Genomic DNA, 25,845 nt, shown 5'->3' on the forward strand with positions numbered 1-25,845 from the left:
GGCAGGCGGAAGGCGGCTTACTCGTCTTCCGCTCCGGAAAGATGGTTTCGTACCGACTTCTTCAGCGGATCGAGGTCGGCCAGCAATATCTGGATGACATCGTGATCGACGTCGGCCATCATTTCCCGCAACCAGCCTTCATGGGCGCTGGCCATCTGGCTGAAAACCGAAATGCCCTGATCCGTCAGGCGAGCAACCGTGACGCGACGATCGGCACCCGGCGTTTCGCGCTTGACCAGACCTTCGGTCTCCAGCCGCTCCACCAGCCCGGTCACATTGCCATTGGTCACCATCGTGCGGCGTGACAGTTCACCCAGCCGCAAGCCGTCCGGCTCGCGATAGAGCTGCGCCAGCAAATCGAATTGTGGGAGTGTTGCGCCGAATTCGTTGCGCAGACGCCGCCTGATTTCCTGTGAGATCAGCTTGGTCGTGGACAACATGCGCAGCCAAAGGCGCAATTCCGGCTTTTCGCTTTCATGATCCTCGCTGACTATGATCTCGAAATCCACCGACACGCCAATTTCCTTTGTTCAACCGCACGCTGGTCAGGCTCAGGAATCGAGCCACACCGTGCTTTAAGATTCGCGTTTGCCGAAAAATATTTCAAGCCTTAAATAATTGACCTGACAGCCGATGTGAGGACGGCAAAACGCCCTTCATCAGCGCGAAATGCAGCGCAAGCGGCATTTTATTTCTAAATGCATATATTTCTAATTCCAAGCGCGATTTCTGCATTCAAGAAAATGTCCGAACAAGCAAGATTTCAGGCTTGATAAGCCTGTATGGAAAGTCGTTTCGGACCGCTTAATTACTTGCAAAGTCATATGATATTGCATAGCTTTCCTCTCAAGGCTCACAGAAGCCATTACACAAATCCGCAGTTCCGCCCACACTGGGTTGAGCGCGGTAAAGACGAGGGAAACTATGAAAGAGACATCCGTTCTCACCGGTCTCGCATCCGCATTGGTGTCGCAATCGATCAAGGTCGTGGATATTACCGCGCCGCTCGGACCCGACACGCCGGTGCTTTATCTTCCGCCGCAATTCGGCAAGAACACCCCGAATGTGAAGATCCACGAGATCAGCAAATATAATCAGGACGGTCCGTTCTGGGCCTGGAACTGGATCGAGCTGGGCGAACACACGGGAACCCATTTCGACGCGCCGAGCCATTGGGTCACGGGCAAGGACCATTCCAACAACACGACGGACACCATCCCGCCGCAGAATTTCGTTGCGCCGGTCAATGTGATCGACCGCTCTTCGGAAGCAGCCGCCAACCCGGATTATCTCCTCACGGTGGAAAGCATCCAGCAATGGGAAGCGGAGCATGGCGAGATTGAAGCCGGCTCATGGGTGATCCTGCGCACCGACTGGTACAAGCGCAATGGCTCGACCGAGACATTCCTGAATGCCGACGAGAATGGTCCGCATTCGCCCGGACCGACGGCGGAAGCAATCCGCTATCTTCTGTCCAAGGGGATCATCGGCTGGGGTCAGGAAACCATCGGCACCGATGCCGGTTCGGCTGGCGGCATGACCCCGCCCTTCCCGGCACACCATCTGCTGCATGAAGCCAATCGCTACGGCCTCGCAAGCCTCAGCAATCTCGACCAGCTTCCAGCAAAAGGCGCGATCCTGATCGCCGCACCGTTGAAATTCGTCGCTGGTACGGGATCGCCAGTGCGGGCGCTGGCGCTGGTTCAGGGCTAAATCAGCATCCCGACTGCCGCTCCAGATAAGGCAGTTCACGCGGCCGGATTGTGCTGGCCAGCGTATTGATGCGCAGCATAGCGCGTTCGTGCGAGATTTGCAGATGATGCACGAGCGCGCGTTGTGCCCCGGCCAGATTATCGGCCTGCAGGCACGCCACGATCTCAACATGCTCGGGCAAAAACGGTTCCGACGCGAAAAGTCCTGAGGTCCACTGATACAGGAAATGGTGTGCGACGAGCAGGGTCTGCGGCAGCCGCACCGCCTCCAGCAGGGAGGCGCTGTCGCAATGGCCAAGCAGTTCGACATGCAGTTCCTGTTCCAGCCGGTCCAGTGTTTCGCCCGCGACCAATGGAGAGGCGACCGCTTCATCCAAATTCCGGCGAACCCTCTCCAGAAGTCCCTCGGGCAAACGCGGCAGAGCCTTTTCAAGCGCGAGTGGCTCTAGCACCCATCGCAACTCGAACAGGTCATGAATGTGCTTGTCGGTCAGCGCCGGGGCCAACCAGCGGCCACGCGCATCCTTCTGGATAACGCCGCGCTGCTGCAACCGGGCCATGACGTCATGCGCCACAGTGCGGCTGACACCATAGTGCTTTGCCAGGGCCAGCTCGTTGACACGCCAACCATCCAGCGATGTGCGGGCGAAAATCTCGCTTTCGATTTCGGTATAGATGAGCTGCCAGCTGGGCATGAACTGCATGCGGCTGTTCTTGCTCTGCCTGACAAGGGGGGCGCCATTTGGACAGCCCGCCCCGTTCACCGCCGCTTCCTCGGCAATCGCATAGCCGCGCCCATCCGCCTTGCGAATGAGACCGCGCTGTTCCAGTTCCGCCAAGGCTTGGCGCGCTGGTGCCCGGCTGATGCCAAACAGTTCCGCGACCCAGCTTTCCGTCAGTCGCTTGGTCGCCGGGATGGCGCCATTGGCAATATCAGCCGCCAGACTGTCACGCGCGCGCTGATAAAGTTTGGGTGCGATGTTCCGCATAATGTCAATTTCCTCCCCTGAATGCGTCCGGCTTTTTGTTATTTTGTCCGGCCAGCCCCGATATCCCCCAGATACCCACAGGCATGCTCCCGCCTATGTCGGGATGGATAAGCTCATATACAACCCATTGAGTCCAGTATGGTTTATGGATTGATGGTTCATCTCCGTGAACAGTGAAGGGATGCTCCAATTCCTCCACTCCTCCCCAACAACACTGCACGCTAATATATCCCGGATTGCGTCTCCCCATTAATTCGTATAGTGCATGCACAATACATTATGGCTGGAGGAGTTTCATAGTGCAACAGGAAGTTGACCAGGCCACGTTCTCGCTCGCATCGCTAGAACGGTTCTGCCGTGAGGTTTTTTCAGCATGTGGAGCAGATGCCGCGACCGCCGATGCGGCAACGCGCGCCATGATGCACGGCACGCGCTACGGCGTGGATAGCCACGGCGTTCGCCTTCTCGCGCATTATGTGACTGCTCTCGTTGGCGGTCGCGTCAACAAGACCCCCAAGCTCAAGGCCGCTCGCAGCTTCGGCGCGATTGAAACGCTCGATGCCGACGATGCCCATGGCGCTCTGGCGGCTTATACCGCGATGGATCGCGCCATTGCTTTGTCCGACCAGTTCGGCATCGGTGCGGTTGCCATTCAGAACAGTTCGCATTTTGCTGCCGCTGGAGCCTATGCACTGGAAGCAGCGCGGCAAGGCCGGATCGGTGTGGCGGTCTGCAATTCCGACAGTTTCGTGCGCCTTCACGATGGCGCAATGCGGTTTCACGGCACCAATCCGATTTCGGTCGGCGTGCCGACCACTGACGAAAATCCGTGGCTACTCGATATGGCCACAAGCTCGATCCCCTATAACCGCGTGATGCTCTATCGCAGCCTCGGCGTCGAGCTGCCGCAGGGCGTTGCATCCGATCTCAACGGTGTCGATACACGCGATGCAGAAGCGGTCGAAATGCTTGCGCCGCTGGGCGGCGAATTCGGCTTCAAGGGTGCCGCGCTCGCCGGTGTTGCGGAAATTCTCAGCGCCGTTCTGACCGGCATGAAGCTCAGCTTCGATATCGCCCCGATGGGCGGCCCGGATTTTGCGACGCCGCGCGGCATGGGTGCTTTCGTTCTGGCGATCAAGCCGGAAGCCTTTATCGAGCGCGATGTGTTCGACGCAGGCATGACCCGTTATCTCGAAACATTGCGCAACTCACCAGCGCGCGAAGGCTGCACCGTTATGGCTCCGGGCGACCGCGAATGGCGCGTTGCCGAAGAGCGTGAGCAGACCGGCATCACCATCGACCCGGTGACGTGGCAGGCATTCGGCGAAATGGCAGAAAAATACGGCGTGGCGCTGCCCGCCTGACCTTGCAGGTCACATACGCATAAACAACCCGTCAGAGCGATTAAAGCAACGCAGCCGCTCTGATTACCATTCGAACTGTGAAGACATATCCCGGGAGGATATTGGGAATGAATACTTCAAACAAGGCGCCTTTCGGCGCCAGCCGCTTCCGGTATTTCATACTTTTCATGTGTTTTATCGGCATCGCGATCAACTATCTCGATCGCGCCAATATGAGCGTGGCACTGCCCTTCATCGATTCCGAACTGGGCCTGAACCTGACCAACACGCAGAAGGGCCTCATCCTTGGTGCCTTCTTCTGGGCCTATGACGGCATGATGCTGTTTGCAGGCTGGATCACGGACAAGCTTGGCGCGCGCAAGAGCTTCTCGCTCGCCGCCATCTGGTGGTCGATATTCACCGCCGTCACCCCGCTCGCCAACAGCTTCTGGTCTTTCTTCACCGTCCGCTTCTTCCTCGGCGCTGGTGAAGCACCGGCCTATCCGGCAGCAACCAAGGCAGCTTCGCGCTGGTTCCCGAGAAGCGAACGCGCCTTTGCAACGGCTGTGATCGATTCCGGTTCGCGCGTCGGCACGGTTCTGGCGCTGCCGATCGTGACCTCGATTATCGCTTTCGCAACCTGGCACTATTCCTTCGTCATTCTGGGTGCTGTCGGCCTCGTCTGGGCGTTTTTCTGGTACGTCACCTATCGCGATCCGTCGGAACATCCGCGCGCCAATGATCTGGAACGTCAATACATCATCCAGAACGGTGCCCGCACCGACGACAATGACAGCGAAGAAGCACAGAAAATCCGTTGGGCAGACCTGTTCCGCTACCGCACGGTCTGGGGCATGATGCTCGGCTTCTTCTGCCTGAACTTCGTCATCTACTTCTTCCTGACCTGGTTCCCAACCTATCTGAAGACCGCACGCGGCCTGAACCTTGCAGAACTCGGCCTTTATGGCATGCTGCCGGGCATCGCTGCTGTCGTCACCGCCTGGATCGCCGGCCTTCTGGCCGACCGCGCCATCCGTGGCGGCGCGAATGTCACCACCGTGCGCAAGATCGTCATGGTTGGCGGCATGCTGGGCGGCGCAGCTATCCTTCCGGCAGCGCTGGTTGAATCGCTCTATGCAGCTTTGTTCTTCCTGGCGATTTCCTATAGCAGCCTTGCCATCGCAGCGACCGCGATCTGGTCCCTGCCAGCCGACGTTGCACCAAGCTCGCGCCATGTGGCATCGATTGGCGGCATCCAGAACTTCGCTTCGAACATTGCAGGCATCATCAGCCCGTTCCTGTTCGGCTTCCTGCTGGATCAGTTCAACGGCAGCTATACGCCATCCTTCCTGATGGCCGCCATCATGGCTGTTGTCGGCGCATTTTCCTACGCGTTCATTGTTGGACGTGCGGAACCTCTGCCGATCCTTCCTCCCCGCTCGTAAGTTCATCAACGAGCGCTGACGAAAAAGCCCCCATCCGGGTGATCCGGATGGGGGCTTTTCTTTTAACCCAAACGTCAGGAACGCAGTGCCGATGCCGGGCTCATACGCAATGCGAGCAGTGCTGGCACCAGAGACACAATGGCCGCGACAAGGATAAAGCCACCAGCGCCGTAAAGATCATCCATCGAAAACTCGACGGGCATTCTCACCGCCGTTGTCGCAGTCAACCATGCCGTGATGATGTGGGCGGCTGCGTAGCCGATGGCCAGCCCCAGCAGGATGCCGAGCACCAGCAGAAAGAACAACTCGCCCCAGACAATTGTCATCACCGCACTGACCGGTGCACCAAAGGCCCGCAAGGCGCCGATCTGTCGCTTGCGTGCGCCAATATGCATGACAGCAACCAGCAGCAAGGCGAAAACAACGATCACCTGCGTACCGACAGCGATACCGAGCAGAAGTTTGCGGGCATCGCCCAGCGTGGAATAGAGCCGCGTCAGCACCTCCGCCGGGAAAATCGACAATGTCGTTTCAGAGCGATATTCCTGCCGCAGACGATAAGCATCGGCGATGGTCTTCGGCTTGACCAGAACCGCCGGAATTCCGGGGCTGTTGGCATCGAACCGCTCATCAAGCGGTGCATCGACATCGATCCGGGCATTGTGATCATGCGTATCGTTCGGTCCGATTACCGCAAGCGAGCCTTGGGTCTTCGGCGCATCATCATGGGCATCCGCATTCTCATGGTCATGGTCATGACCACTCATGCCGTGCAATTGCCAGACCGCCCGAATGGGCACAAGGATCGAGCGATCCCATGCGGTTCCTGTCGGAGCCATCTTGCCGCTGACATGATAGCTCAGTTCCGTATGCGCATGACCGCCGGTTTCAACGGTTCCATGCATCGGATTGACCCGGCCGCCAATCGGCAGATCCACCGCCGAGCCGATAACCGCCTCGCCCAACCGGGTAAACACGGCACCTTCCGCCAGTTGAGGCGACAAGGCCGCAATCAGTTGTGTCGTTGTGCCGACGATGGGGAAACCCATCGCGCTGTCGCCAAAGCCAATGGGCGCGGCGAAAGCCACGCGCGGATCGGCAGTAAGCTTGCCGAGCGTCGCGCCCGACATCAGCGGCAGAGGCGACGGTTGCAGAAACACGGAGGACAATGTCAGTTGCGTGTCGCTTCCGGCTGCACCCACCACAAGATCGAATTTCTCCGACGCGCGCGCGGTGCCAAGACGCACGGCCCGCTCCTGCAATGTCACCACCGTGCTCAAGGTCACGGACAGCGCCAGCAGGATAATCACCGCAACGGCTCCGCTCCAGAACCGGCGAAGATCGGCAAGAATGAATGTGATCATGTCGCGCCGTGTCCCGTGACGTCTTTCGTTATGCGTCCGCCTTCCAGAAAAATCTGCCGCCGCAGGCGCTTCATCAATTGCGGATCATGCGTGACGGCAATCAGCGTGGCCCCCTGCGCGCTGGCAAGCTGTACCAGAAGTTCGGCGATCTCCGCGCCGGTTTTCTGATCGAGGCTCGCGGTCGGCTCGTCGGCAATGATCACCCGCGGCGCGGGGAACAGCGCACGCGCAATGGCCACCCGCTGCATTTCGCCACGCGACAGCGTTTCGATATGCTGGTCGGGCCTTGCAATACCCACTGTTTCCAATAGTTCGAGCGCCCGCTCGCGCCGCACCGGCTTCACCGCGCGGCTCAGTTTTGCAGGCAGCAGAACATTGGCAATGGCCGAAAGGCCCGGAAAGAGATGGAAATCCTGCATCACCAGCCCGATATTGCGGGCCCGAAACGCATCGCGCTGAAAAGCCGACAGGCTGCTGAAGGCTTCGCCATTCCATAAGACATGTCCCGTTCGAACGCCTTCAAGGCCGGTGATCGCGTTGATCAGCGTACTTTTCCCGGACCCCGACGCACCGGCGACAGCCAGATGTTCGCCTTGCGTCAGATGAAAGGTCTCAATGGCGAGTGCAGGCTCAGGCAGGCCGGGAAAACGGACTTCCAGCGCGGAAATGTCCAGCGAAAGGCCGGACCTTTGTTCAGTCAGCATGTCAGACCGTTGTGAATGAAGCATCGCGCATGCGTAGCTGGCTAACAAATCCCGTTTCAGGATCAGTCCACGAACCATATTCAAGTGTGCCGCGCGTGAGGATTGGCGCGTTGAACTGCACGAAAGTCTGCTTCGCCGCGAGATAAACCACCACAATGTTGTCCGGCCAGTCGGAATCCGACGAGCAGAACGGGCAGATCGACATTGGTATTTCGGTCAGCACGAAGAAATTGGCTTCTGCCTTCAAGGGCGGCGCCATGAAGCCGCTGATGGCGACTTGCTTGCCGGCGGACTGCTTGACCTGATCGGAAAACTCAAGGCCCAGCACGCCGAAGCTTTTATAGAGATTGTTGAAGCCGAGTTGCTCGGCGGCCCGCGCTTGTGGGAGACCTGTCACCAGCGGCATGGCCAGTGCGCCAAGCATCACCTGTCGGCGGCTTAGATCGTTCCGGTTGAACATCGAACGCTCCATCAATTGCGGGCAAGCGGCGCAAGCCGCCTGCCCTGTTTCAGGATAGACCGTACTTACTCGGACTTCGGCTTGCCGAGAGCAAATGTATCAGCAAGGGCGCGATACACGTCGCTCTGTTCCATATAGCCACGCAGCCCTTCGGAGCCCGGACCCGTCGCCTGAAGAACGATATCGTCTACCGCGTGAACGCCGGTATCCTCATCCTTCGGGATGTTGCCCTGCACGAAAACCGCGCCCGGCACATCCTTATAGGCTTCATTGGCAACATATTCGCCCTTTTCATTCTTGATGGCCGGAACGAACGGATCATCCAGCTTCGGGCGGAAGGTTTCATAATGATCCGGGCCGTTATTGGCAGCCATGAACAGTCGGCGGGAGACATCGACGCGATCCGGATAGCCGTCGCCGTCCTTGTCTTCATAGTTCGGGAAGCCAGCCGCATCGTAAGTGCCAACCTTGGCGCGCATTTCATCGCCCGGCTTCTCGTCATCAACCGTACCGATAATCGCCACGCCATGGGTGTGGTCGCCGGTCACAACGATCAGCGTGTCCGGGTTGTTCTTGGCGAATTCCTGCGCAACGCCGACAGCCTTGTCGAACTCGATCGTGTCGACCAGCGCACGTTCCCAGTCGAGCGGGTGGCTCATCTTGTCGATAGAAGCCCCTTCCACCATCAGGAAGAAGCCTTCCGGATTCTTGGAAAGCTTGTCGAGCGCAGCCTTGGTCATGTCGACCAGGCCCGGCTGGTTCGGAAACTTGTCGACCGTACCCTTCTTCAGAAACTCGCGGTCCAGCGTCACATCCATATTGCCGGTGTGGAACAGGCCGAGCAGGTTCTGCTGATTGGACTGACCGGAAGCGGCCAGTTCGTTCTTGTCGGTGACGATGGCGTAACCCGCATCACGGAACAACTGGATATAATCCTTGTCGTCCTTACGCTTCGAGCCCGGAACATCCTTGCTCAGGAAATAGGCCGAACCTCCGCCCAGAAGTACATCGGGCTTGACGTCGTAGAACATGCCGACAATGTCCGCCTTATCGGAACGCTTGCGTGTGTGCGAGACCAGCGCGGCAGGCGTTGCGTCTTCCACTTCTGCCGTGGAAACGATGCCGATGGACTTCTTCGTCTGACGACGCAGCGCTTCGGCAATGGTTTCGACCTTCGGGTCGTCCTGGCTCGCCGGGGTGCGGTCGGCATAGACGCCCAGCGCGTTCACACGCGCTTTGTGACCCGTCATGTAAGCCGACATGGTGTTGGCGCTGTCAGTCGCGATGGAGTGAGTCGACGACGTGCCGATAAAGGCAACCGGCGGGACGTCATCCATATTGAGGCGACCATTGGCCTTGCCCTCCGTCATGCCCTTGGACATGATGCGCGCACCGGTGCGGTGCGCAACCGAAAGACCATCAGCCACGAGGAAGATGATGTTCTTGGCTTTGGCTTCAGTTGCGGTCGGATAGACCTCCCAGGTGACGGTCTTCTTCTCATCGCCTGCCGAAACTTCAACCTTGTAGGCACCCGGCTCCGCGAGCTTCACATCACGCAGAATGAGGGCCGAGCCCAGAACTTTGTCCTCGCTCCCCTTCTCTTCTGCGACGAACTCGGCCTTGGAGCCGAACAGGGCTTCATAATCCTTGCCGTTGACGGTCACCTTGACCTCTTCCGGCTTCACGACCTTGTCGAGTTCCACTTTAAAATCGAACGGAGAGCCGACGAGGATGGTCGCCCGGTCGAGCGGATAGACATCGGCAGCATGAGCAGCGCCACTCAAGAATGTTGCGGATGCCAAAGTGAGCAAAAGCTTACGCATAATAGAAACCCCTTCCTAAGAGTGTCAGGCCTCCATAAGCAAGCTAGATGACGTGCATATAACGATTTCGGATTTGTTGATCAGGGCCACAGCAGGAAGCCCTATTTCATCACTCCCGGCAGTGCGTTCGTGTGGATGGCTTTTTGAAAAGAAGAGCAGATTTGCCTTGAGGCAATGCAGCTGAGTCGGAGTTCGCGAAAGATAGTTTGCAGGGCGTCAAATCGACTGAAAAGCGGGTCGTTTCGACTGCGGAATGGTGAAACTCAACAATATGAGAATAAAAGACATTTTTTGGCAAACGAAAGCTAATTCGACGTTAGGTTTTCCTAGCGTGACTGTCCTATAACTGAGATTTCAGAGGGGATTTTACTGTTCAGAGAAGGCCGAAGCGCTAAAAAGGAATCTCTGTAACGATGCTTCGGATGGTAACGCGAAGAAGTTAAAAAAGCTACAGCATCCAGCTCTAAAAGCACAAAAAACGTCGTTCTTTGCCAATCCATGCACAGGACCCATGCTGGGGCCTGAATTGTCCTCCGTTACAATGGAGCAGGTTCTCCGACATAAATCCAGCGCCTTCGCGAGGAGCGGTTTGACCCGTAAAGCCCTGCCCCATCGGAGCTGGTCTTTGCTATTCTACACCAGCGCGCTGTATTTCATCGCCTGACAAGTCCTCCCCCGAGAAACCCGATAACGTTCGCATCGCATTGAGCGCCGAGGCCTATTGAAGCCGGAAATGCGGTTTTCCGTTTAATTTGAAGGCAGCGCGACTGACTGACGATTCGGGGAGCTCATCCACCGCCTAAAAGCGTGGACGATGACAATAAATGACTCCACCTACAGTCGTCAGCATGCCGTGTCCGATGATAGACTGCGGTCTAATTCCGATAAAAGCTTTTAAAAACAATTCGATAAAAGAACTCGATTCGGAAAGATAAAATTCTTTGTAATTTTTAATTGCCTGCTAACCCTTTGTTAATCCGGGCAGCACTTGCGATACAAGAAGAATCGGACATAATGACGGTATTTAGGCGGTATTAGTTCCGATGCCGTCACTAGGGATCCCAAGTCAATGAATATCGCAAATTCAACAGCAGCATTGTCGTTTGACGACATGATATTGACGCAGGGGAGAGAAATCTCTCGTAAGCTCAATCTGCTGCGCCATGAAAACTTCCCTCCGGATGCGCGGAAAAACCTGCGCCAGTTTTCCATGGCTGAAGCTGCATACTTTCTTGGCGTCTCCCCCAGCAATTTGAAGAAGCTACATCTCGAAGGCAAAGGCGTCGAGCCGACTATTCTGACAGGTGGACGCCGCGCCTATAGCGTGGACCAGTTGCATGAACTGCGTTTGTGGCTCGACCAGAATGGTCGCGCTGAAGTGAAGCGTTATGTTCCGCATCGTCGCGCCCATGAAAAGCTTCAGGTCATTGGCGTCGTGAATTTCAAGGGCGGCTCTGGCAAGACCACGACGGCAGCGCATCTTGCGCAGCATCTCGCCCTGACGGGTCATCGCGTGCTTGCCATCGACCTTGATCCGCAGGCTTCCCTGTCGGCTCTGCACGGCATTCAGCCCGAGCTGGATGAATTCCCGTCGCTTTATGAAGCCATTCGTTACGATTCCGAAAAGAAGCCTATCCGCGAAGTCATTCGTCGGACAAACTTCCCCGGTCTCGACATTATTCCGGCCATGCTGGAGCTTCAGGAATATGAGTACGATACGCCTTTGGCCATGCAGAATGGCGGCGAGGGCAAGATGTTCTGGAATCGCATCGCTTCGGTCCTGGCCGAAGTTGATGATTCCTACGATGTCGTCGTCATCGACTGCCCTCCCCAGCTTGGTTACCTGACGCTGACGGCGCTGTCTGCCGCCACGTCGGTACTGATCACCGTGCATCCGCAGATGCTCGACCTTATGTCGATGTCGCAGTTCCTGCTGATGCTTGGCGATATTCTGAAAACCGTTCGTCAGGCTGGCGGTGCAGTACAGCTCGACTGGTTCCGCTATCTGATTACCCGTTATGAGCCGACCGATGTGCCGCAGGCGCAGATGGTGGGCTTCATGCAAAGCATGCTTGCCTCCCATATGCTCAAGCATCAGATGCTGAAATCAACGGCTATTTCGGATGCCGGTCTGACCAAACAAACGCTTTATGAAGTCGAACGCTCATCCATGAATCGCGGCACCTATGATCGCGCCATGGAAGCCATGGAAGCGGTCAATTCTGAAATCCGCGGCCTTATCCACGAAGCATGGGGACGTTAGACTGCCGTCTAAAACGGCAAATACGCAATAAAATCAGGTCTATGACCGGTTTGAGGAATAGAGAATGGCACGGAAGAACATATTTGATAGCGTGATGCGGAACGAACCGGCAGCGGAACAGCCTTCCCAGCCGGTCGATGCCACATCGCGTCGGTTCGGTGCCGCCAAGTCGCTCTCCGCTTCGATCGATGAACTCGCCAAGCAGGCTTCGCAAAGGCTGGATGGCGAAACCGTCGTTGAGCTTGATCCGAACAGTCTCGATGCGTCTTTCGTAGCCGACCGTCTGCCTGAAGCCGACGATCAAGAATATCAGGAACTTCTCGAAGCTATTCGTGATCGCGGGCAGGACAGCCCTATCCTTGTGCGTCCGCATCCTGAGACCAGCGGTCGCTATATGATCGTCTTTGGCCATCGGCGTGCGCGGGTTGCGCGTGAACTGGGCCACAAGGTCAAAGCCGTTATCAAGCCACTTGCCGATCTGGAACATATTCTGAGCCAGGGTCAGGAAAACTCGGCGCGCGCCAATCTCAGCTTCATCGAACGTGTTCTATTTGCAGCGCGTCTGGAAGCACTTGGTTTCGAGCGTGAAGCCATTCAGGCGGCTCTGACCATTGATTATCAAACTCTTTCGAAGATGCTGACCATTCCCAAGGCCATACCGGAAGCCATTCTTCTGGCCATCGGTCCGGCCAAGGGTATCGGCCGTGATCGTTGGCTTGAATTGCGCAAGCTTATCGAGATTCCAGGCAAGCAAAATGCCGCGGAAGAACTGATGGAAACAGATGCTTTCAATGCAGCCTCATCCAGTGAGCGCTTCGAACAGCTGTATGGGTATCTGAAAGGCGCTCGTCAGAAGAAGTCCGTTACCAAGGCAGCGTTACGCCCAGGTTCGACATGGACCGCTTCGGACAAGTCCGTCAGCGCCACGATCAAGCAGAACGGCAAATCGGCAACGCTGGCTCTCGGCGCAGCCAATGGGCCTCGTTTTGCTGAATGGCTCTCTCGCAATCTGGATACGCTTTATGCGTCATTCCAGAATGACGAGAAATAACATGCATTCGGATTGGAAAGCGGTTTTCGCAGCCCGGTCCAGTATCTGAGTACGATTTTCTGCGTATCTGTATCGCGTGATTGAAAGCATTTTCAGCAAAGTCTGAAACGGCTTTGCATTGGAAAATGTGTGGCAAAAAGAGAGGAGCCGTTTCAACGATCTCGATGATCGCGGTTCGCTCCAAGGAAAAAGGAACGAGATAGCAAAAGAAAAAGGCCCCCAAACGTCGCCGCGTGGAAGCCCTTCTCATTGGTTTAGCAGCTAGAGAATCGCAAATCCACGAATCACTGTCAAGTGTAATTAGCGTCATTTCGGCGGGTGGATTTCTTTTGCCTTGTGGAAGGTGAAAGAAAATGGAGATGCATTTGGCTTCGACGCCGTTTGGCAGTCGACCGATGACGGCTGCCTTGTTGGCAGCGCACCGCAATGCCCGGCAAATGCCACAAGACCTGACGGTCGATAAGTGGCAACTGCATCGTTGGTTGTGTGAAGCAAAGACGATCTATGGTCTGAATGATCGCTCGCTGGCAGTCCTGTCAGCATTGCTGTCCTTTCATCCGGACAATCAACTCAAGGCCAATGAAGGCCTGATCGTCTTCCCATCCAACAAGCAGTTGGCGTTGCGTGCCCATGGCATGGCAGACGCTACCTTGCGTCGTCATCTGAGCGCGCTGGTCGATGCCGGTTTCATTACCCGTCAGGATAGCCCAAACGGCAAACGCTATGCACGTCGGGCCAAAGGCGGCGAATTACAGATCGCATTTGGCTTTTCGCTCGCTCCTTTGCTGTTGCGTGCAGATGAACTTGAAGCCTCTGCCGAACAGGTGAAGGCGGAAAAAGCTGCATTGCGCGAGCAGCGTGAACGTTTGACCTTGCTGCGTCGTGATATCGCCAAGCTGATTGAATTTGCCATGGTCGAGAAGCTTTCCGGAGATTGGCCAGCGATCAACCAGCGCTTCCGGGCCATTGTCGATGCGATTCCACGCCGTGCAGAGCGTGATGAACTGGCTTTGTTGGTTGCTGCAATGGAGACACTTTCGGCAGAAGTCGATAAGCTGTTGAATATTCATCAGAATACGGAAATTTTGAGCGGCAATGAGTCTCAAAATGAGCGGCAGCAAATTGAATCGAATCCAGATTCCTATTTTGAAAAGGACAGCGTTTCGCAAATCGACCAGCGCCAGATCATAATCGACAAGACGCTGGCAGAACCTGCCGTATCGCTCGATATGGTTTTACGAGCTTGCCCGGAGATTGAAGCCTATTCATCGAGCCCGATCCGGCAATGGCACGGACTGGTTGATGCGGCTGAGACTGTACGCAGTTTCATCGGGATTGATGCAAAGCTCTATGATTTAGCCAAAAAGACGCTAGGAACCTATAATACGGCCATCGCAATTGCCTATATTCTCCAGCGTTATGATCAAATTCGATCAGCGGGTGGATATCTGCGCATATTGACGGAGAAGGCTGCTGAAAGCGGTTTTTCGATCAAACCAATGATGATGGCCGCGCTGAACTATCAGCTAAATAAAAAGTGACCGCCAAAATATAGACAAACCCAGCATCAGAATGCTTGATTGATACTTATTCAACATTCTTGGCGAATAATGCTTCCGAAAAGAATAATGACGGAATGCATTATATGTTTCTAATATTTTGGCAACTTTGTTTTGGAAGCTTCATAGGTCTGATCAATGTCATTCTACATGCATTGGCCACGATCATAGTAATCAAGGTGACTCGACAACTTCATAAGTTACTACAAAAATACTCCATGCTCGCATTGATCCTGACCATGTCTGTGGCTGCATCGATCCTGCTGGCCACACAAGTCATCGAGATCATCATGTGGTCTCTGTCGTATATAGCGGTTTCCGCGATAGCGTCTGGTGCAGACGGACTATATTTCGCTTTCGTGAACTTCACCTCCCTGGGATACGGAGATATAGTTCCGCTCGAACGCTGGCACCTCATGGGGCCAATGACCGCGATGAATGGAGTTTTGCTGTTTGGCTGGTCGACGGCAGTTCTGTTTCAAGTCCTGACTTTTGCGCTCCAAAGTCAGAAACCGCAGAGCTTTCATTCAACTCCGGTAGCCGAATGAAAGAGCGGCCCGCAAGGGAGCGCCGTCCCGGACAACGATTCGACACGAATGATATTTCTAGATCTGGAGTCTTCACACAGTGAATTTGGCCATCGATTTCATCAAATATGTTTCTATCGTCTTCATTGGCCTTCTGCCGATCATGAACCCGCTCACCACTATTCCGCTCTACATGGCTTTGACCAAGCGGATGAGCAAGGAGAACAAGCAAAAGCAAGCCATAAAGACCTGCATCTACGCATTCTCCATTCTGACGGCTTTTCTGCTGCTGGGGCAGGGGATTATCGCGCTGTTCAATATTTCGCTGCCCGGCATCCGGGTGGCAGGCGGCATCATCATCATGATCCTGGCGCTTCGGATGATCTTTTCCGGCGAGGATACGTCTTCAGAGGTCAATGTCGAGCCTTCCGAGATCAAGAAGGCTGAGATTGATTATTCCTTCTCGCCGCTTGCCATGCCCAGTCTTGCAGGACCGGGATCGATTGCCGTGGTGATGAGTTTTGGTTCGCAAATACCGGCAGAACACACGATCATCGGCCACGTCATCGTTATCGTAGCCATTCTGTTGACGGTCAGCATCGCTTATGCAGCGCTGTCATCGGCGACTTTCATCGAGAAAATGCTTGGCGAACACGGCATGCAGGCGATCACCAAGATCATGGGCTTTCTCCTGACCTGCATTGCCGTGCAGTTTCTGGCTTCCGGCGTCCACGATTTCTATATCGAGTTCGCCAAGCTGTAGGCTTTGCTTTTCTTTACGCATTATCCAACGCAAAACCGCTTCACACTTTTGCTGGAAATGCTCTATTCCATGGCGATGGTGTGATCGACTTCCTGCGCAACCTTTGGCTTGCGGAGCAAGAGAACAAGCGGCATCGCCATGAGCGACATCAGCATCAGCAGCTTGAAATCATCGATATAGGAGATGACGGTCGCTTGCTGCGTGATGATGTTATCAAGAAGCGCGCGTCCGGCAGCCGTGGTCGGGTTGAGATATTGCGAAACAATCGCGCTGTCGAAATTATGATTGAACGGCGTGACATAAGCGCTGATATCCGCGTGGTTGGCCTGAACATTTTCTGTCAGAAGCGCTGAAACCACCGAAATGCCGACGCTCGATCCGATATTGCGCGAGAGATTGTACAAGCCGGTGCCGTCGCCACGCAAATGGGCGGGGAGGGTGGAAAAGGCAATCGTGGTCAGCGGCACGAACAGGAAGCCCAGACCCGCGCCCTGAATGAAGCCGACCCGTACGATAGTCCATTGCGAAATATTGGGCGTCCAGCCCGTCATTTCATACATGGCCCAGGCCGTCAGTCCGAGACCGGTCAAAAGCAAATAGCGTGAATCGACACGGCCAATCAGTTTGCCGACCAGGAACATGCAGGCCATGGTTCCCATGCCACGCGGACCCATCACGATACCGGCTGTGGTCACCGGATAACCCATCAGGGTCTGGAGATAAGGCGTCATCAACGCCAGCGATGCCAGATAGGTCACGCCGATAATGAAGATGAAGAGCATACTTACCGCAAAATTGCGGTCCAGAAACAGCTGCGGTTTGACGAAAGAATTCTCCGCGGTGAATGTGTGCACCACAAGCAGGTAAAGCGCTGCCGCACAAACCAGCGACTCGATGACGATTTCGCTCGATGAAAACCAGTCCATCTGCTCGCCGCGATCAAGAAACAATTGCAGCGAGGCAATGGCAAGACTGAGCAGACCGAAGCCGGTCCAGTCGAGACGCGCCATTCGATCTATCTTGGTTTCGGACACGAAGACCATGATCCCGGCAAAAGCCAGCGCACCAATTGGCACATTGATATAGAAAACCCAGCGCCAGCTCATATTGTCGGTGAGCCAGCCGCCGATGACGGGTCCGAGAACTGGCCCAACCATCACCGAAACGCCGAAAAGTGCCATGGCGGAGCCACGTTCTTCCAGCGTGTAGATATCGAGCAGAATGCCTTGCGACAGCGGCACCAGTGAAGCGCCGAACAGGCCCTGCAAAAGACGGAAGCCGACAATCTGCGGCAGGGATTGCGCCAGACCACACAGAACGGAGGCCAGAACAAAGCCCGCAATGGCTGCCAGCAGCACGCGCTTGCGGCCGAATTTCGCGGCCAGAAAGCCCGATGGCGGCGTCATGATCGCGGCTGCCACGATATAGGAGGTCAGCACCCAGTTGATCTGGTCGGCGCTTGCCGAAACGCTGCCCTGAATATAGGGCAGGGCGACATTGGCAATCGTCGTATCCAGCGCCTGCATGATGACCGCGAGAATGACGCAAGCGGTGATCGCGCCGCGATGTGCGACGATAGACGCGCCGGAAATGGCGACGTTAGACATGGTTTCCACCGCCGAAAAGATTGGTAATGAAGCGCGGCAAGCCGCGCGGGTGGCCGGTATCGACTTCAACATTGACGCTCATGCCGACACGCAGCGGCGGCTGGCCGTTCTTATTGTCGATGCTGACACGCATGGGGATGCGCTGCACGACCTTGACCCAGTTGCCAGACGTATTCTGGGCTGGCAGCAGCGAGAAGCTGGAACCTGAAGCCGGGCTGATGCTGGCGACTTTGCCTTCCCAGCGCGCATCGGGATAGGTATCCACCGAGATCGTAACCGGCTGGCCGGGTTCGATCCCCGTCAGTTCGGTTTCCTTCGGATTGGCGGTGATCCAGAGATGATCGGACGAAACCAGCGAGAATGCCTGTTGCGCTGCTTGCAGATAGGAGCCGACCTGCAGGCTGTTCACATTGGTAACGATGCCGTCAAACGGCGCGCGAATGGTGGCGTCATTAAGCTGGCGCTGGGCTTCATCGACCTTGGCCTTGGCTTGCAGATAAAGCGGGTTCTGTTCCACCGGCTGGTCAGCATTGCCGCCGAGTTGAGCCAGCGCCGATTGGGCTTGCGCCTTGGCCACGGCAACCTTCTGCTGGGCGGCATCGAGATCGTGCTTTGCCTGATCGAATGTCGCGCGCGATGATGCGCTGGTCGCTACGAGATCCTGTTGCCGCTTGAATGTGGCCTGATAGAAGGGCAGATCGGCTTCGGCCTGCGTGATTTCGGCAAGCGATTGCTGATAGCTGGCCTGAAGGCCCAATATCTGGTTGCGCACCTGGCCGAGTTCGGCCTGAGCACCTTCAAGCGCAATGGCAAAGGAATCCGGCTTCAGGCGAAACAGCACCTGACCGGCTTTGACCAGCTCGTTTTCTTGCACATCGATACCGGCGACAAGGCCCGAAACATCGGTCGAGATGCCCACCATATCGGCCTGCACATAGGCATTATCTGTCGAAACATAGCGCCCGCCGGTGACGTAGAAATAGCCGCCGACAACAAGCGCCAGCGGCAGAAGCGAAAACATCATGCGGCGGCGCTTCAACCGGCGACGCGCGGCGATGTCGCTCGCGCTCGGCTTCAGAGCCGCGTCGATGGCGCTTTGCGGCTGCGCGGCCGGACCAGTGCTTTCGGCGTGGGTTTCCTGACGTGCTTCAGGCTCATCCCGTTCGATAGCGGCGGGATGTTTTACGATATTGGACGTATCAGTCATGATCTGTATCTTCGTTGACGATTTCAGAACTTGCGGGAGACCGGCAAGCCCGGGAGAGATTGTCTTTCATCGACAGGAGGGTCTGGATCAGCTGTTCCTGATCCGCCTGTGAAACACCTTCAAGCGCTTCGGCACGGGTCTGGCCGCCGAGCACGCGCATATCTTCCAGAAGCGGCATCGCCGCCTCACATATGTAAATCAGATGCGCACGCCGATCGGTCGGGTGGGGCCGTCTTTCGACAAATCCCTGTTCGACGAGCCGGTCGAGAATGCGCGTGAGGGTTATAGCCTCCACATCCAGCAGATCAGCCAGACTGCGTTGCATGATCCCGTCATTCTTCGAGAGGAATGCCAGCGTTTGCCACTGGGCCCGTGTCAGGCCAGTTCCGCGTGCGCGCTGTTCAAAACGTTTGCGAAGAAGGCGGGCAACATCATGCAACAGAAAACCGAGAACGCGGGTGTCCGCCACTTGTATGCCCACTTATTTATAAGCTACCTTATTATTTGCAGCTTATGACAAATGTCTTGAACATGGCAAGCGAATTGGATCGCCGGCTTGCGCCAGCGATGTCACAATCACGTGACAACTTGTTGGGAGAGGGCGCTGACGATCAGTACGCTGGTTGCGGCGCGACGGCCTCCAGCCACTGTGCGCGATAGGCGGCATAGGCGTTGCCGGAAGCATCATCGTCTGGCTGATAGCTTCTGCCGTGCTTTTCCTGGGGCGCAGCACCTGCTAGCAAGCCAGCACCGGTGGCCGTACCGGTTGATCCGGCAATGGCCTCAACCTCGCGTCCGGAGAAATTCGCCAATGCTTTCAGATAAATAGCATTATCGGAAAAAGGGCCCTCGACCACAATTGGTCCCTTGGCGCCCAATAGGCCAAGACAGCTCTCCGTCATCAGCGCGGCATAGATACACGCAGCCGCATAGCGTTCGGCATCGCTTGCCTGATCCGCGTTGCGCCAACGCAGGTGTGTGTCGGGGAAAGGGCCGCAGCCCGGAACGGCTGAAGGCAGAGCCATAATCCCGCGATGCAGAGCCTGCGCGGCAAGCCTATCGTATTCAGCAGGCGAGGGCTTTAGCAGCCCTTCGGTCATCAGATCGAATTCGCGCCCGCCCATATAGCGCGCCGAAGGCACGGCTTGCCCATAGGCATCGACATTGGCGAGCGTATCGCGCTTCGGGTCCAGCTGGTCGAGATTGCCGCCAACGGCAAAGCTCACCACCCATGTGCCAGTCGAAACCACCGAAAACGGGCCTCTACGATCCATCAAATGTGCGAGCAGCGATGCGTTGGAATCGTGAATGCCGCAATGTACCGGAACGGGCGAGGGCAGTCCGATATCGGTCGCGATCTCGGGCAGCAGCGGCCCAAGCGCATCGAAGGCGGAGCGCAGCGGCGGGAATTTTTCGCGAATGTCCAGTCGGTCGACAAGCGCCGAAAAAGCCGATTGCTTCGGCAGCCACAAATCCGTGTGGCAGCCAAGCGAGGTCACTTCCGATGCGGCAATGCCGGTCAGACGCCATGCCCAATATTGCGGGTAGGTGAATATGAAATGCGTGCGCGCAAAATCGGCAGGAAAGACCGTTTTCAGATAGTGAAGCTGCGCACCGAGATTGAGGCCGAGCGACAGGGTCGGCGAAAACGTATCACGAAAATCCGGCTTTATGGCCGCATAGGCGGCACGGATATCGGCTGGATATTCGAGTTCATAGTCGAGAACCGGCATTGCCAGCGTGCCGTCTTCAGCAACGAGGGCCGCCGACGCGCCATGCGTGGTGATGGAAATGGCATCGAAGCCCGGCTCGTGCGCAAATTCCGCCAGGCTTGCCAGAAAGAAACGCCAAAGCGCCTCGATATCATAATGCGGATAGGGGCCGTCGCGCAGAACGGTGTTCGGCATGCGGCGCGCGGCAATTTCCTCGCCGCCTGACGCATCGAGCACGACGACTTTAGCATTGGTCTTGCCGATATCGAGAATGGCGATGCGCTTCATGACATGTGAAACACTGGCTTGAGATCGACAGAAACCGGCGAATTGTCGGGGTTCGTCGCCATGATGTCGGCCATATGCGCCCACCATTTCTTCATGACGGGATGGTCGGGCAGAGCCGCCATGCCGTGCCCGGCGCTGCGCGACAGTACGCCGAACAAAATGTTGGTTTCTTCATCGAGATAGATCGCATAGTCCGACACGCCAGCCGCGTGCAGAAGTTCGACCAGTTCGGGCCAGATCTTGTCATGGCGGCGGCGATATTCCGCTTCCATGCCCGGATTAAGCGTCATGCGAAATGCGTAGCGTTCGGTGGTCATGTCGCGCGCCTCCCCTTGAACTGCCGGATCAGGATCGGCAGCGAAATGGTGATGATGAGCAGGAGGCCGATGAAGATCGACATGACGATGCCCGGCACGTTGAGAAGGCCTAGCCCGAAGGTCACAAGGCCCATCACGAAAGCCGCAATCACCACGCCGACAATGGTGCCCGATCCGCCGAGGATCGATACGCCGCCCAGCACGACCATAGTGACGATTTCCAGTTCCCAGCCTTGCGCGATAGACGGGCGCGTGGAGCCGAGGCGCGACGTCAGGCAGACGGCGGCGATACCGCTCATCACGCCGGTCATCAGAAAAAGCACGAATTTTGTTTTTTCTACCGGAATGCCGGAAAAGCGGGCCGCGAACTCATTATTGCCGATGGCATAGATGCGGCGTCCGAAGCTGGTGGCATGTAAGAGCATGCCAAACAGCACCGCGAAGAGAATGAACAGCACGAATTCGAACGAAAAGACCCAGAAGACATAGCCCTGTCCGAAATAGGCAAAGCTTTCCGGATAGCCGCCAAAGGCCTGATCGCCGAGCACGATATAGGAAATGCCGCGGAAAAGGCTCATCGTGCCGATGGTCACGACGATGGATGGCAGTTTCAGCCCGGCCACCAGCCCGCCATTGATTGCGCCGCAGACAAGGCCGGTGCCAATGCCGATGGCGACCAGACCCGGCGTGCCGACGCCAGCCTGCGCAGCCGCACCCATCGCGGTCGAGGAAAGTGCAATGATCGCAGCGACCGAGAGGTCGATTTCACCGGAAATGATGAGCAGCGTCATCGCAAAGGCGATCAGCGCCTTTTCGGTGAAGTTGAACGTGGCGTCGGAGAGGTTCCACGCATCGAGAAAATAGGGTGAGGCGAAGGAATTCGCGATGAAGATCGCAATCGCCACGCCAAGCAGCAGCATTTCCCAGCTTGCAAAGATGCGCGAGAAGGGCGTTCCGAGGCGGTCGGGAATATGACGGCGCTGGTCGTTCATGTCCATCTGGCTCATGCCGCAACCTCCTCATAAGTCTTCGCGGCCTTGTCGCGCAGGATGATGCGTCCGCGCCGCTTTTCCTGACGTGCATTGAAAATCACCGCCAGAATGATCACGGAACCGGAGATCGCCATCTGCCAGAAGGGCGATATGTCGATGACCGGCAAAGCGTTTTTGATGACACCGAGAAACAGCGCGCCCAGAACGGCACCGGCAACTGTGCCGATGCCACCGAGCGTTGAGATACCGCCGATGACGCAGGCCGCAACGCTGTCGAGTTCAAAACCATTGGCGATATCGACATAGGCGACGGCATAGCGCGACACCCAGAGATAGCCGCACAGCCCGGCAAGCGCACCCGAAAGCACAAAGGCGAAGAAGCGCGTGCGGCCAACATCGATGCCGGTATAGACGGCGGCGGTCGGATTGCCGCCGGAAGCATAAAGGGCGCGGCCGAAGAATGTCCGCGTCAGCAGCACATAGACGAGCGCGACAATCAGGATCGCCGTCCAGCCCAAGAGCGGCAGGCCGAGAAAAGGCGTGCGTGGCGTGTTGAGGAAGGGCGCTGTCATCTGATGTGCATTCACCCATGCGCCGCCGGACAGCACAAAGGCCATGCCGCGATAAATGGTGAGCGTGCCAAGCGTGACGACAATCGCCGGAATATTGAGCTTCCAGACGAGAATGCCGTTGATTGCGCCCAAAACCGCACCGATGCCGATGGCAAGCACGATCAGCAGCACCAGCGGCAGGCCCGGATAGGTGGCGTTGAGCATCGCCACGGCCATGCCGGTAAAGGCGAGATTGGCAGCAACCGACAGATCGATGGATTTGGTCAAGATTACTGCCATTTGTCCGAGCGCGATGATGATCAGGATTGACGTGTCGTTGAAGATGCCCGCCAGATTGCCGACGCTGGCAAAGCCCGGCGCGCGGCTTGCAAACAGGCCCACCAGTAGCGCGATGATGACGAGGAGCAGGAGTTCCCGCTGTTTCAGCAACTGTTTCATGATCTACTCCGCAGCCTGCTCGGCATTGCCCGTGGCGGCGCGCACCAGTACTTCCGCGTCGAGGCTTGCGCGTTCGAAGACGCCTTCCATGAGGCCCTCGCGCATAACCATCACACGGTCTGACATGCCGATGATTTCCGGCAGTTCCGACGAGATCATGATGATGCTGAGCCCCTCGGCGGCGAGTTCGCTGATAAAGGCGTGAACCGCGGCCTTGGAGCCGATATCGATGCCCTTGGTCGGTTCATCGAGAATGATGACCGTCGGATTGGTGGCGAGCCACTTGCCGATGACGACCTTCTGCTGATTGCCGCCGGATAGCGTTCCGACCGGTACGGAAAGGGCGGCGGCGCGCAGGTCGAAGCGCTCGGCATATTTGCGTGCCAGCGCCAGTTCTTCCGCCATGCGCAGAAAGCCATTGCGCGAGGTGCGGGCAAGCGACGGCAGCGAAACATTCTGAAAGATCGGCAGTTGCAGCACCGCGCCGTGGCGTCCGCGCTCTTCCGGCACATAGACAATGCCATGGGCTACCGCGTCGCCGGGGCGGCGGATGCTGATCTCGCGATCTTCAAGCGTCACACGGCCACGCGATGGCTTGGTTATGCCAAACAGCGATTGTGCAAATTCCGAGCGCCCGGCGCCGACGAGGCCGTAAACGCCGAGGATTTCACCCTTGCGCAGTTCAAAGGAAATGTCGCGAAACTCGGTCGGGTGCGAATAGTTTTCAACCTTCAGCACCGGCTTGCCGATGGCGACATCCTGCTTGGGAAAGGCCTGATCGACAGACCGCCCGACCATCATGCGCACGATATCGTTCTGCCGCGTATCGGCAAGCGTGCCATGTCCGACGGCGTGCCCGTCGCGGAAAACCGCATAATTATCGGCGATTTCGTAAACTTCATCGAATTTGTGGCTGATGAACAGGATGGCTTTGCCCTGCGCTTTCAGCCGCGCCACGATGCGAAACAGATCGTCCACTTCCTTGCGCGACAAGGCTGCGGTCGGCTCGTCCATGATGACGATGCGCGAATCCACCGACAGCGCGCGGGCAATGGCGACCAGATGGCGCTGGGCGATGGACAGTTCCTTCAGCTTGATGCGGGCGTCGACCGTCGTTTCCAGCGAGGATAGCAATGCTTGCGAACGGGCATAGACGGCCTTCCAGTTGACGAAGCCGAATTTCGTGCGCGGCGCATGGCCGAGATAGATATTTTCGCCCACCGACAATTCGTCAAAGAGCACGGTTTCCTGATGAATGGCCGTTACGCCGTGATCGGTCGCATCCTGCGCCGTCGCCAGATGCACCGGCTTGCCGTCGATGAGGATTTCACCTTCATCGGGCTGGTAAATGCCGGTGAGGATTTTCACGAGCGTGGACTTGCCCGCGCCGTTCTCGCCGATCAGTGCGGTCACCTTACCGGGATAGAGCGCGATATTGACGTCATCGAGCGCACGCACACCGGGAAATGTCTTGGCAATGCCGCGCATTTCCAGAATGGGCTGGTCCGTCATGGCAAGCACCGTCTGCTCACCGCTGGAATCGCCGCTTGAGAGAAAAGCTGCATTCATTGCAGACACCTGAAATCGATTCTGGGGAACGGGAGGCGGCACCCGTTCAGCGAATGCCGCCTCTTTTTAAAATGCGCATCGTGTCCGAAAACCGTTTCACACTTTTCGGGATGCGCTTTCCGATCAGAAGACCTTGGAGAACTGGTCGATGTTCTTCTCGTCATAGACGAAAGGATCGCTCATCGCGGCTTCGCCGTTTTCGCCGATCTTGATCTTGCCCATGCGTCCGGCATTGATTTCGGAACCCGGCTTGCCATCAGCATCACCCTTCACGAGGTGATAGGCGATCTGCGTTGCGGAATAGCCGAGATCGATCGGGTTCCAGATGGCGAATTCCTTGGTCGCGCCGGACTTGATGGCACCAGCCATTTCGGACGGCAGGCCGAGGCCCGTCACATAGACATCGCCGATCTTGCCAGCATCTTTCACGGCCTGCGAAGCGGCCAGAACGCCCACGGTGGTTGGCGCCACGATGACCTTGACGTTCGGGTTCGACTTCAGAAGGCCCTGTGCTTCACGATAGCTCTTGTCGGCCAGATCGTCGCCATAGACGGTCGTGACCAGATTGAGGCCGGGGAAGTCCTTGAGCTGCTTCTTCATCTCGCCGATCCAGATATTCTGGTTGGTCGAGGTGGTGGTGGCGGACAGGATCGCGAAATCGCCCTTGCCGTCCGGTAGGTGGTCGGCAGCAAGCTTCAGGCACATCTTGCCGATCAGTTCATTGGACGATGGGTTGAGATGCACGATACGGCCAGCCGGAGCGACACCCGAATCCCAAGAAATGACCTTGATGCCGCGCTGGGCAGCCTTTTTCAGCGCTGGTACGACCGCATCCGGGTCGTTTGCGGAAATGGCGATGGCGTTCACGCCTTGCGCAATCAGCGAATTGATGACTTCGATCTGGCCTTCGGCAGTCGTGGTGGTCGGGCCGGTATAGATGACCTCGACGCCGCCAAGTTCCTTGGCAGCTTCCTGCGCACCCTTGTTGGCGGCTTCAAAGAAGCCGTTGCCGAGCGACTTCGCGACGAGCGCGATCTTCATGTCGGCTGCCTGCGCCTGACTTGCCATGAAGGCGACGGCCAGTGCAGTACCAAGTGCGAGTTTCTTGAAAAGCTTCATGTCTCATTCCTCCCAGTATAA

The 25,845-nt window shown here is 56.8% G+C and carries 23 protein-coding genes; 8 read left to right on the plus strand and 15 right to left on the minus strand.

Translation table 11 applies throughout. The annotated features are described in order from the left end of the window. Positions 1 to 17: 17 nt before the first annotated feature. On the minus strand, positions 18 to 509 hold the full coding sequence (locus FGI60_RS16940) for a MarR family winged helix-turn-helix transcriptional regulator (protein ID WP_235889847.1): 492 nt from the start codon (positions 507 to 509) through the stop codon (positions 18 to 20). A 415-nt stretch (positions 510 to 924) separates the two neighbouring features. On the opposite strand from FGI60_RS16940, the gene FGI60_RS16945 reads away from it, so the two are divergent. Beyond that, positions 925 to 1,713, plus strand: coding sequence for a cyclase family protein (locus FGI60_RS16945; protein WP_138786196.1), 789 nt, complete (start codon positions 925 to 927; stop codon positions 1,711 to 1,713). A gap of 1 nt (position 1,714) precedes the next feature. Here FGI60_RS16945 and FGI60_RS16950 read toward each other — a convergent pair whose 3' ends face one another. Continuing rightward, a complete protein-coding gene (locus tag FGI60_RS16950) occupies positions 1,715 to 2,701 on the minus strand; it encodes a GntR family transcriptional regulator (RefSeq protein ID WP_138786197.1) in 987 nt (328 codons plus the stop codon). Between the two features lie 299 nt (positions 2,702 to 3,000). Here FGI60_RS16950 and FGI60_RS16955 point away from each other — a divergent pair, with 299 nt between their 5' ends. Continuing rightward, positions 3,001 to 4,065: an Ldh family oxidoreductase gene (locus FGI60_RS16955; protein WP_138786198.1), complete on the plus strand. Its 1,065-nt coding sequence runs from the start codon at positions 3,001 to 3,003 to the stop codon at positions 4,063 to 4,065. 107 nt (positions 4,066 to 4,172) lie between these two features. Beyond that, complete coding sequence (locus FGI60_RS16960; protein WP_078338185.1) at positions 4,173 to 5,489, plus strand: MFS transporter; 1,317 nt, start codon at positions 4,173 to 4,175, stop codon at positions 5,487 to 5,489. A gap of 74 nt (positions 5,490 to 5,563) precedes the next feature. Here FGI60_RS16960 and FGI60_RS16965 read toward each other — a convergent pair whose 3' ends face one another. From FGI60_RS16965 to FGI60_RS16980, 4 genes are all read right to left on the minus strand, one after another. Next, a complete protein-coding gene (locus FGI60_RS16965) occupies positions 5,564 to 6,853 on the minus strand; it encodes an ABC transporter permease (protein WP_138786199.1) in 1,290 nt (429 codons plus the stop codon). After that, complete coding sequence (locus tag FGI60_RS16970; protein WP_138786200.1) at positions 6,850 to 7,557, minus strand: ABC transporter ATP-binding protein; 708 nt, start codon at positions 7,555 to 7,557, stop codon at positions 6,850 to 6,852. Before FGI60_RS16970 ends, FGI60_RS16965 begins: the two co-directional genes overlap by 4 nt. 1 nt (position 7,558) lies before the next feature. Next, on the minus strand, positions 7,559 to 8,017 hold the full coding sequence (locus FGI60_RS16975; protein ID WP_138786201.1) for a hypothetical protein: 459 nt from the start codon (positions 8,015 to 8,017) through the stop codon (positions 7,559 to 7,561). Between the two features lie 65 nt (positions 8,018 to 8,082). Continuing rightward, the gene (locus FGI60_RS16980; protein WP_138786202.1) at positions 8,083 to 9,840 is read right to left on the minus strand and encodes an alkaline phosphatase; all 1,758 of its coding nucleotides are present in this window, start codon (positions 9,838 to 9,840) and stop codon (positions 8,083 to 8,085) included. A gap of 1,069 nt (positions 9,841 to 10,909) precedes the next feature. Here FGI60_RS16980 and repA point away from each other — a divergent pair. From repA to FGI60_RS17005, 5 genes are all read left to right on the plus strand, one after another. Continuing rightward, a complete protein-coding gene (repA, locus tag FGI60_RS16985; protein ID WP_138786203.1) occupies positions 10,910 to 12,103 on the plus strand; it encodes a plasmid partitioning protein RepA in 1,194 nt (397 codons plus the stop codon). A gap of 64 nt (positions 12,104 to 12,167) precedes the next feature. Then, positions 12,168 to 13,154 (plus strand): plasmid partitioning protein RepB, encoded by a 987-nt coding sequence (repB, locus tag FGI60_RS16990; RefSeq protein WP_138786204.1) that lies wholly within the window; start codon positions 12,168 to 12,170, stop codon positions 13,152 to 13,154. A gap of 353 nt (positions 13,155 to 13,507) precedes the next feature. Further along, on the plus strand, positions 13,508 to 14,695 hold the full coding sequence (gene repC / locus FGI60_RS16995; protein ID WP_138786205.1) for a plasmid replication protein RepC: 1,188 nt from the start codon (positions 13,508 to 13,510) through the stop codon (positions 14,693 to 14,695). Positions 14,696 to 14,730: 35 nt separating this feature from the next. Continuing rightward, positions 14,731 to 15,261, plus strand: coding sequence for a potassium channel family protein (locus FGI60_RS17000; protein WP_138786206.1), 531 nt, complete (start codon positions 14,731 to 14,733; stop codon positions 15,259 to 15,261). Between the two features lie 79 nt (positions 15,262 to 15,340). After that, on the plus strand, positions 15,341 to 16,003 hold the full coding sequence (locus FGI60_RS17005) for a MarC family NAAT transporter (RefSeq protein ID WP_138786207.1): 663 nt from the start codon (positions 15,341 to 15,343) through the stop codon (positions 16,001 to 16,003). A 62-nt stretch (positions 16,004 to 16,065) separates the two neighbouring features. Here the strand turns inward: FGI60_RS17005 and FGI60_RS17010 are convergent, their stop codons facing one another. The 9 genes from FGI60_RS17010 to rhaS form a co-directional block, all read right to left on the minus strand. Next, entirely contained in the window at positions 16,066 to 17,610 is a 1,545-nt protein-coding gene (locus FGI60_RS17010; protein ID WP_138786208.1) for a DHA2 family efflux MFS transporter permease subunit, read from the minus strand. Further along, on the minus strand, positions 17,603 to 18,817 hold the full coding sequence (locus FGI60_RS17015; protein WP_138786209.1) for an HlyD family secretion protein: 1,215 nt from the start codon (positions 18,815 to 18,817) through the stop codon (positions 17,603 to 17,605). Before FGI60_RS17015 ends, FGI60_RS17010 begins: the two co-directional genes overlap by 8 nt. Next, positions 18,810 to 19,286 carry a MarR family winged helix-turn-helix transcriptional regulator gene (locus tag FGI60_RS17020; RefSeq protein ID WP_138786210.1) on the minus strand — a complete coding sequence of 159 codons (477 nt, stop codon included), beginning with the start codon at positions 19,284 to 19,286 and terminating at the stop codon, positions 18,810 to 18,812. Before FGI60_RS17020 ends, FGI60_RS17015 begins: the two co-directional genes overlap by 8 nt. 142 nt (positions 19,287 to 19,428) lie before the next feature. Continuing rightward, positions 19,429 to 20,817, minus strand: coding sequence for an FGGY-family carbohydrate kinase (locus FGI60_RS17025; RefSeq protein ID WP_138786211.1), 1,389 nt, complete (start codon positions 20,815 to 20,817; stop codon positions 19,429 to 19,431). Next, positions 20,814 to 21,134, minus strand: coding sequence for an L-rhamnose mutarotase (gene rhaM / locus FGI60_RS17030; protein ID WP_138786212.1), 321 nt, complete (start codon positions 21,132 to 21,134; stop codon positions 20,814 to 20,816). The genes FGI60_RS17025 and rhaM overlap by 4 nt, the downstream gene beginning before the upstream one ends. Further along, on the minus strand, positions 21,131 to 22,132 hold the full coding sequence (locus tag FGI60_RS17035) for an ABC transporter permease (protein ID WP_374843574.1): 1,002 nt from the start codon (positions 22,130 to 22,132) through the stop codon (positions 21,131 to 21,133). Before FGI60_RS17035 ends, rhaM begins: the two co-directional genes overlap by 4 nt. A 5-nt stretch (positions 22,133 to 22,137) precedes the next feature. Beyond that, positions 22,138 to 23,136, minus strand: a complete 999-nt coding sequence (locus FGI60_RS17040) for an ABC transporter permease (RefSeq protein WP_138786214.1) — start codon at positions 23,134 to 23,136, stop codon at positions 22,138 to 22,140. 3 nt (positions 23,137 to 23,139) lie between these two features. Further along, positions 23,140 to 24,705, minus strand: a complete 1,566-nt coding sequence (locus tag FGI60_RS17045) for a sugar ABC transporter ATP-binding protein (RefSeq protein ID WP_374843560.1) — start codon at positions 24,703 to 24,705, stop codon at positions 23,140 to 23,142. 123 nt (positions 24,706 to 24,828) lie between these two features. Beyond that, entirely contained in the window at positions 24,829 to 25,824 is a 996-nt protein-coding gene (gene rhaS / locus FGI60_RS17050; protein WP_138786215.1) for a rhamnose ABC transporter substrate-binding protein, read from the minus strand. Positions 25,825 to 25,845 lie beyond the last annotated feature (21 nt).

The organism is Brucella haematophila, from assembly GCF_005938105.1.
Taxonomy (GTDB): Bacteria; Pseudomonadota; Alphaproteobacteria; order Rhizobiales; family Rhizobiaceae; genus Brucella; species Brucella haematophila.

Excerpts from the sequence above, each read along its gene's own strand:
- FGI60_RS17045 (WP_374843560.1), bottom strand. The coding sequence starts at position 24,705 with ATGAATGCAGCTTTTCTCTCAAGCGGCGATTCCAGCGGTGAGCAGACG.
- rhaS (WP_138786215.1), bottom strand. The coding sequence starts at position 25,824 with ATGAAGCTTTTCAAGAAACTCGCACTTGGTACTGCACTGGCCGTCGCC.
- FGI60_RS16945 (WP_138786196.1), top strand. The coding sequence starts at position 925 with ATGAAAGAGACATCCGTTCTCACCGGTCTCGCATCCGCATTGGTGTCG.
- repB (WP_138786204.1), top strand. The coding sequence starts at position 12,168 with ATGGCACGGAAGAACATATTTGATAGCGTGATGCGGAACGAACCGGCA.
- FGI60_RS16950 (WP_138786197.1), bottom strand. The coding sequence starts at position 2,701 with ATGCGGAACATCGCACCCAAACTTTATCAGCGCGCGCGTGACAGTCTG.
- FGI60_RS17035 (WP_374843574.1), bottom strand. The coding sequence starts at position 22,132 with ATGGACATGAACGACCAGCGCCGTCATATTCCCGACCGCCTCGGAACG.
- FGI60_RS17025 (WP_138786211.1), bottom strand. The coding sequence starts at position 20,817 with ATGAAGCGCATCGCCATTCTCGATATCGGCAAGACCAATGCTAAAGTC.
- FGI60_RS16980 (WP_138786202.1), bottom strand. The coding sequence starts at position 9,840 with ATGCGTAAGCTTTTGCTCACTTTGGCATCCGCAACATTCTTGAGTGGC.
- FGI60_RS16970 (WP_138786200.1), bottom strand. The coding sequence starts at position 7,557 with ATGCTGACTGAACAAAGGTCCGGCCTTTCGCTGGACATTTCCGCGCTG.
- repC (WP_138786205.1), top strand. The coding sequence starts at position 13,508 with ATGGAGATGCATTTGGCTTCGACGCCGTTTGGCAGTCGACCGATGACG.
- FGI60_RS16960 (WP_078338185.1), top strand. The coding sequence starts at position 4,173 with ATGAATACTTCAAACAAGGCGCCTTTCGGCGCCAGCCGCTTCCGGTAT.
- repA (WP_138786203.1), top strand. The coding sequence starts at position 10,910 with ATGAATATCGCAAATTCAACAGCAGCATTGTCGTTTGACGACATGATA.
- FGI60_RS16965 (WP_138786199.1), bottom strand. The coding sequence starts at position 6,853 with ATGATCACATTCATTCTTGCCGATCTTCGCCGGTTCTGGAGCGGAGCC.
- FGI60_RS16975 (WP_138786201.1), bottom strand. The coding sequence starts at position 8,017 with ATGTTCAACCGGAACGATCTAAGCCGCCGACAGGTGATGCTTGGCGCA.
- rhaM (WP_138786212.1), bottom strand. The coding sequence starts at position 21,134 with ATGACCACCGAACGCTACGCATTTCGCATGACGCTTAATCCGGGCATG.
- FGI60_RS17015 (WP_138786209.1), bottom strand. The coding sequence starts at position 18,817 with ATGACTGATACGTCCAATATCGTAAAACATCCCGCCGCTATCGAACGG.
- FGI60_RS17040 (WP_138786214.1), bottom strand. The coding sequence starts at position 23,136 with ATGAAACAGTTGCTGAAACAGCGGGAACTCCTGCTCCTCGTCATCATC.
- FGI60_RS17010 (WP_138786208.1), bottom strand. The coding sequence starts at position 17,610 with ATGTCTAACGTCGCCATTTCCGGCGCGTCTATCGTCGCACATCGCGGC.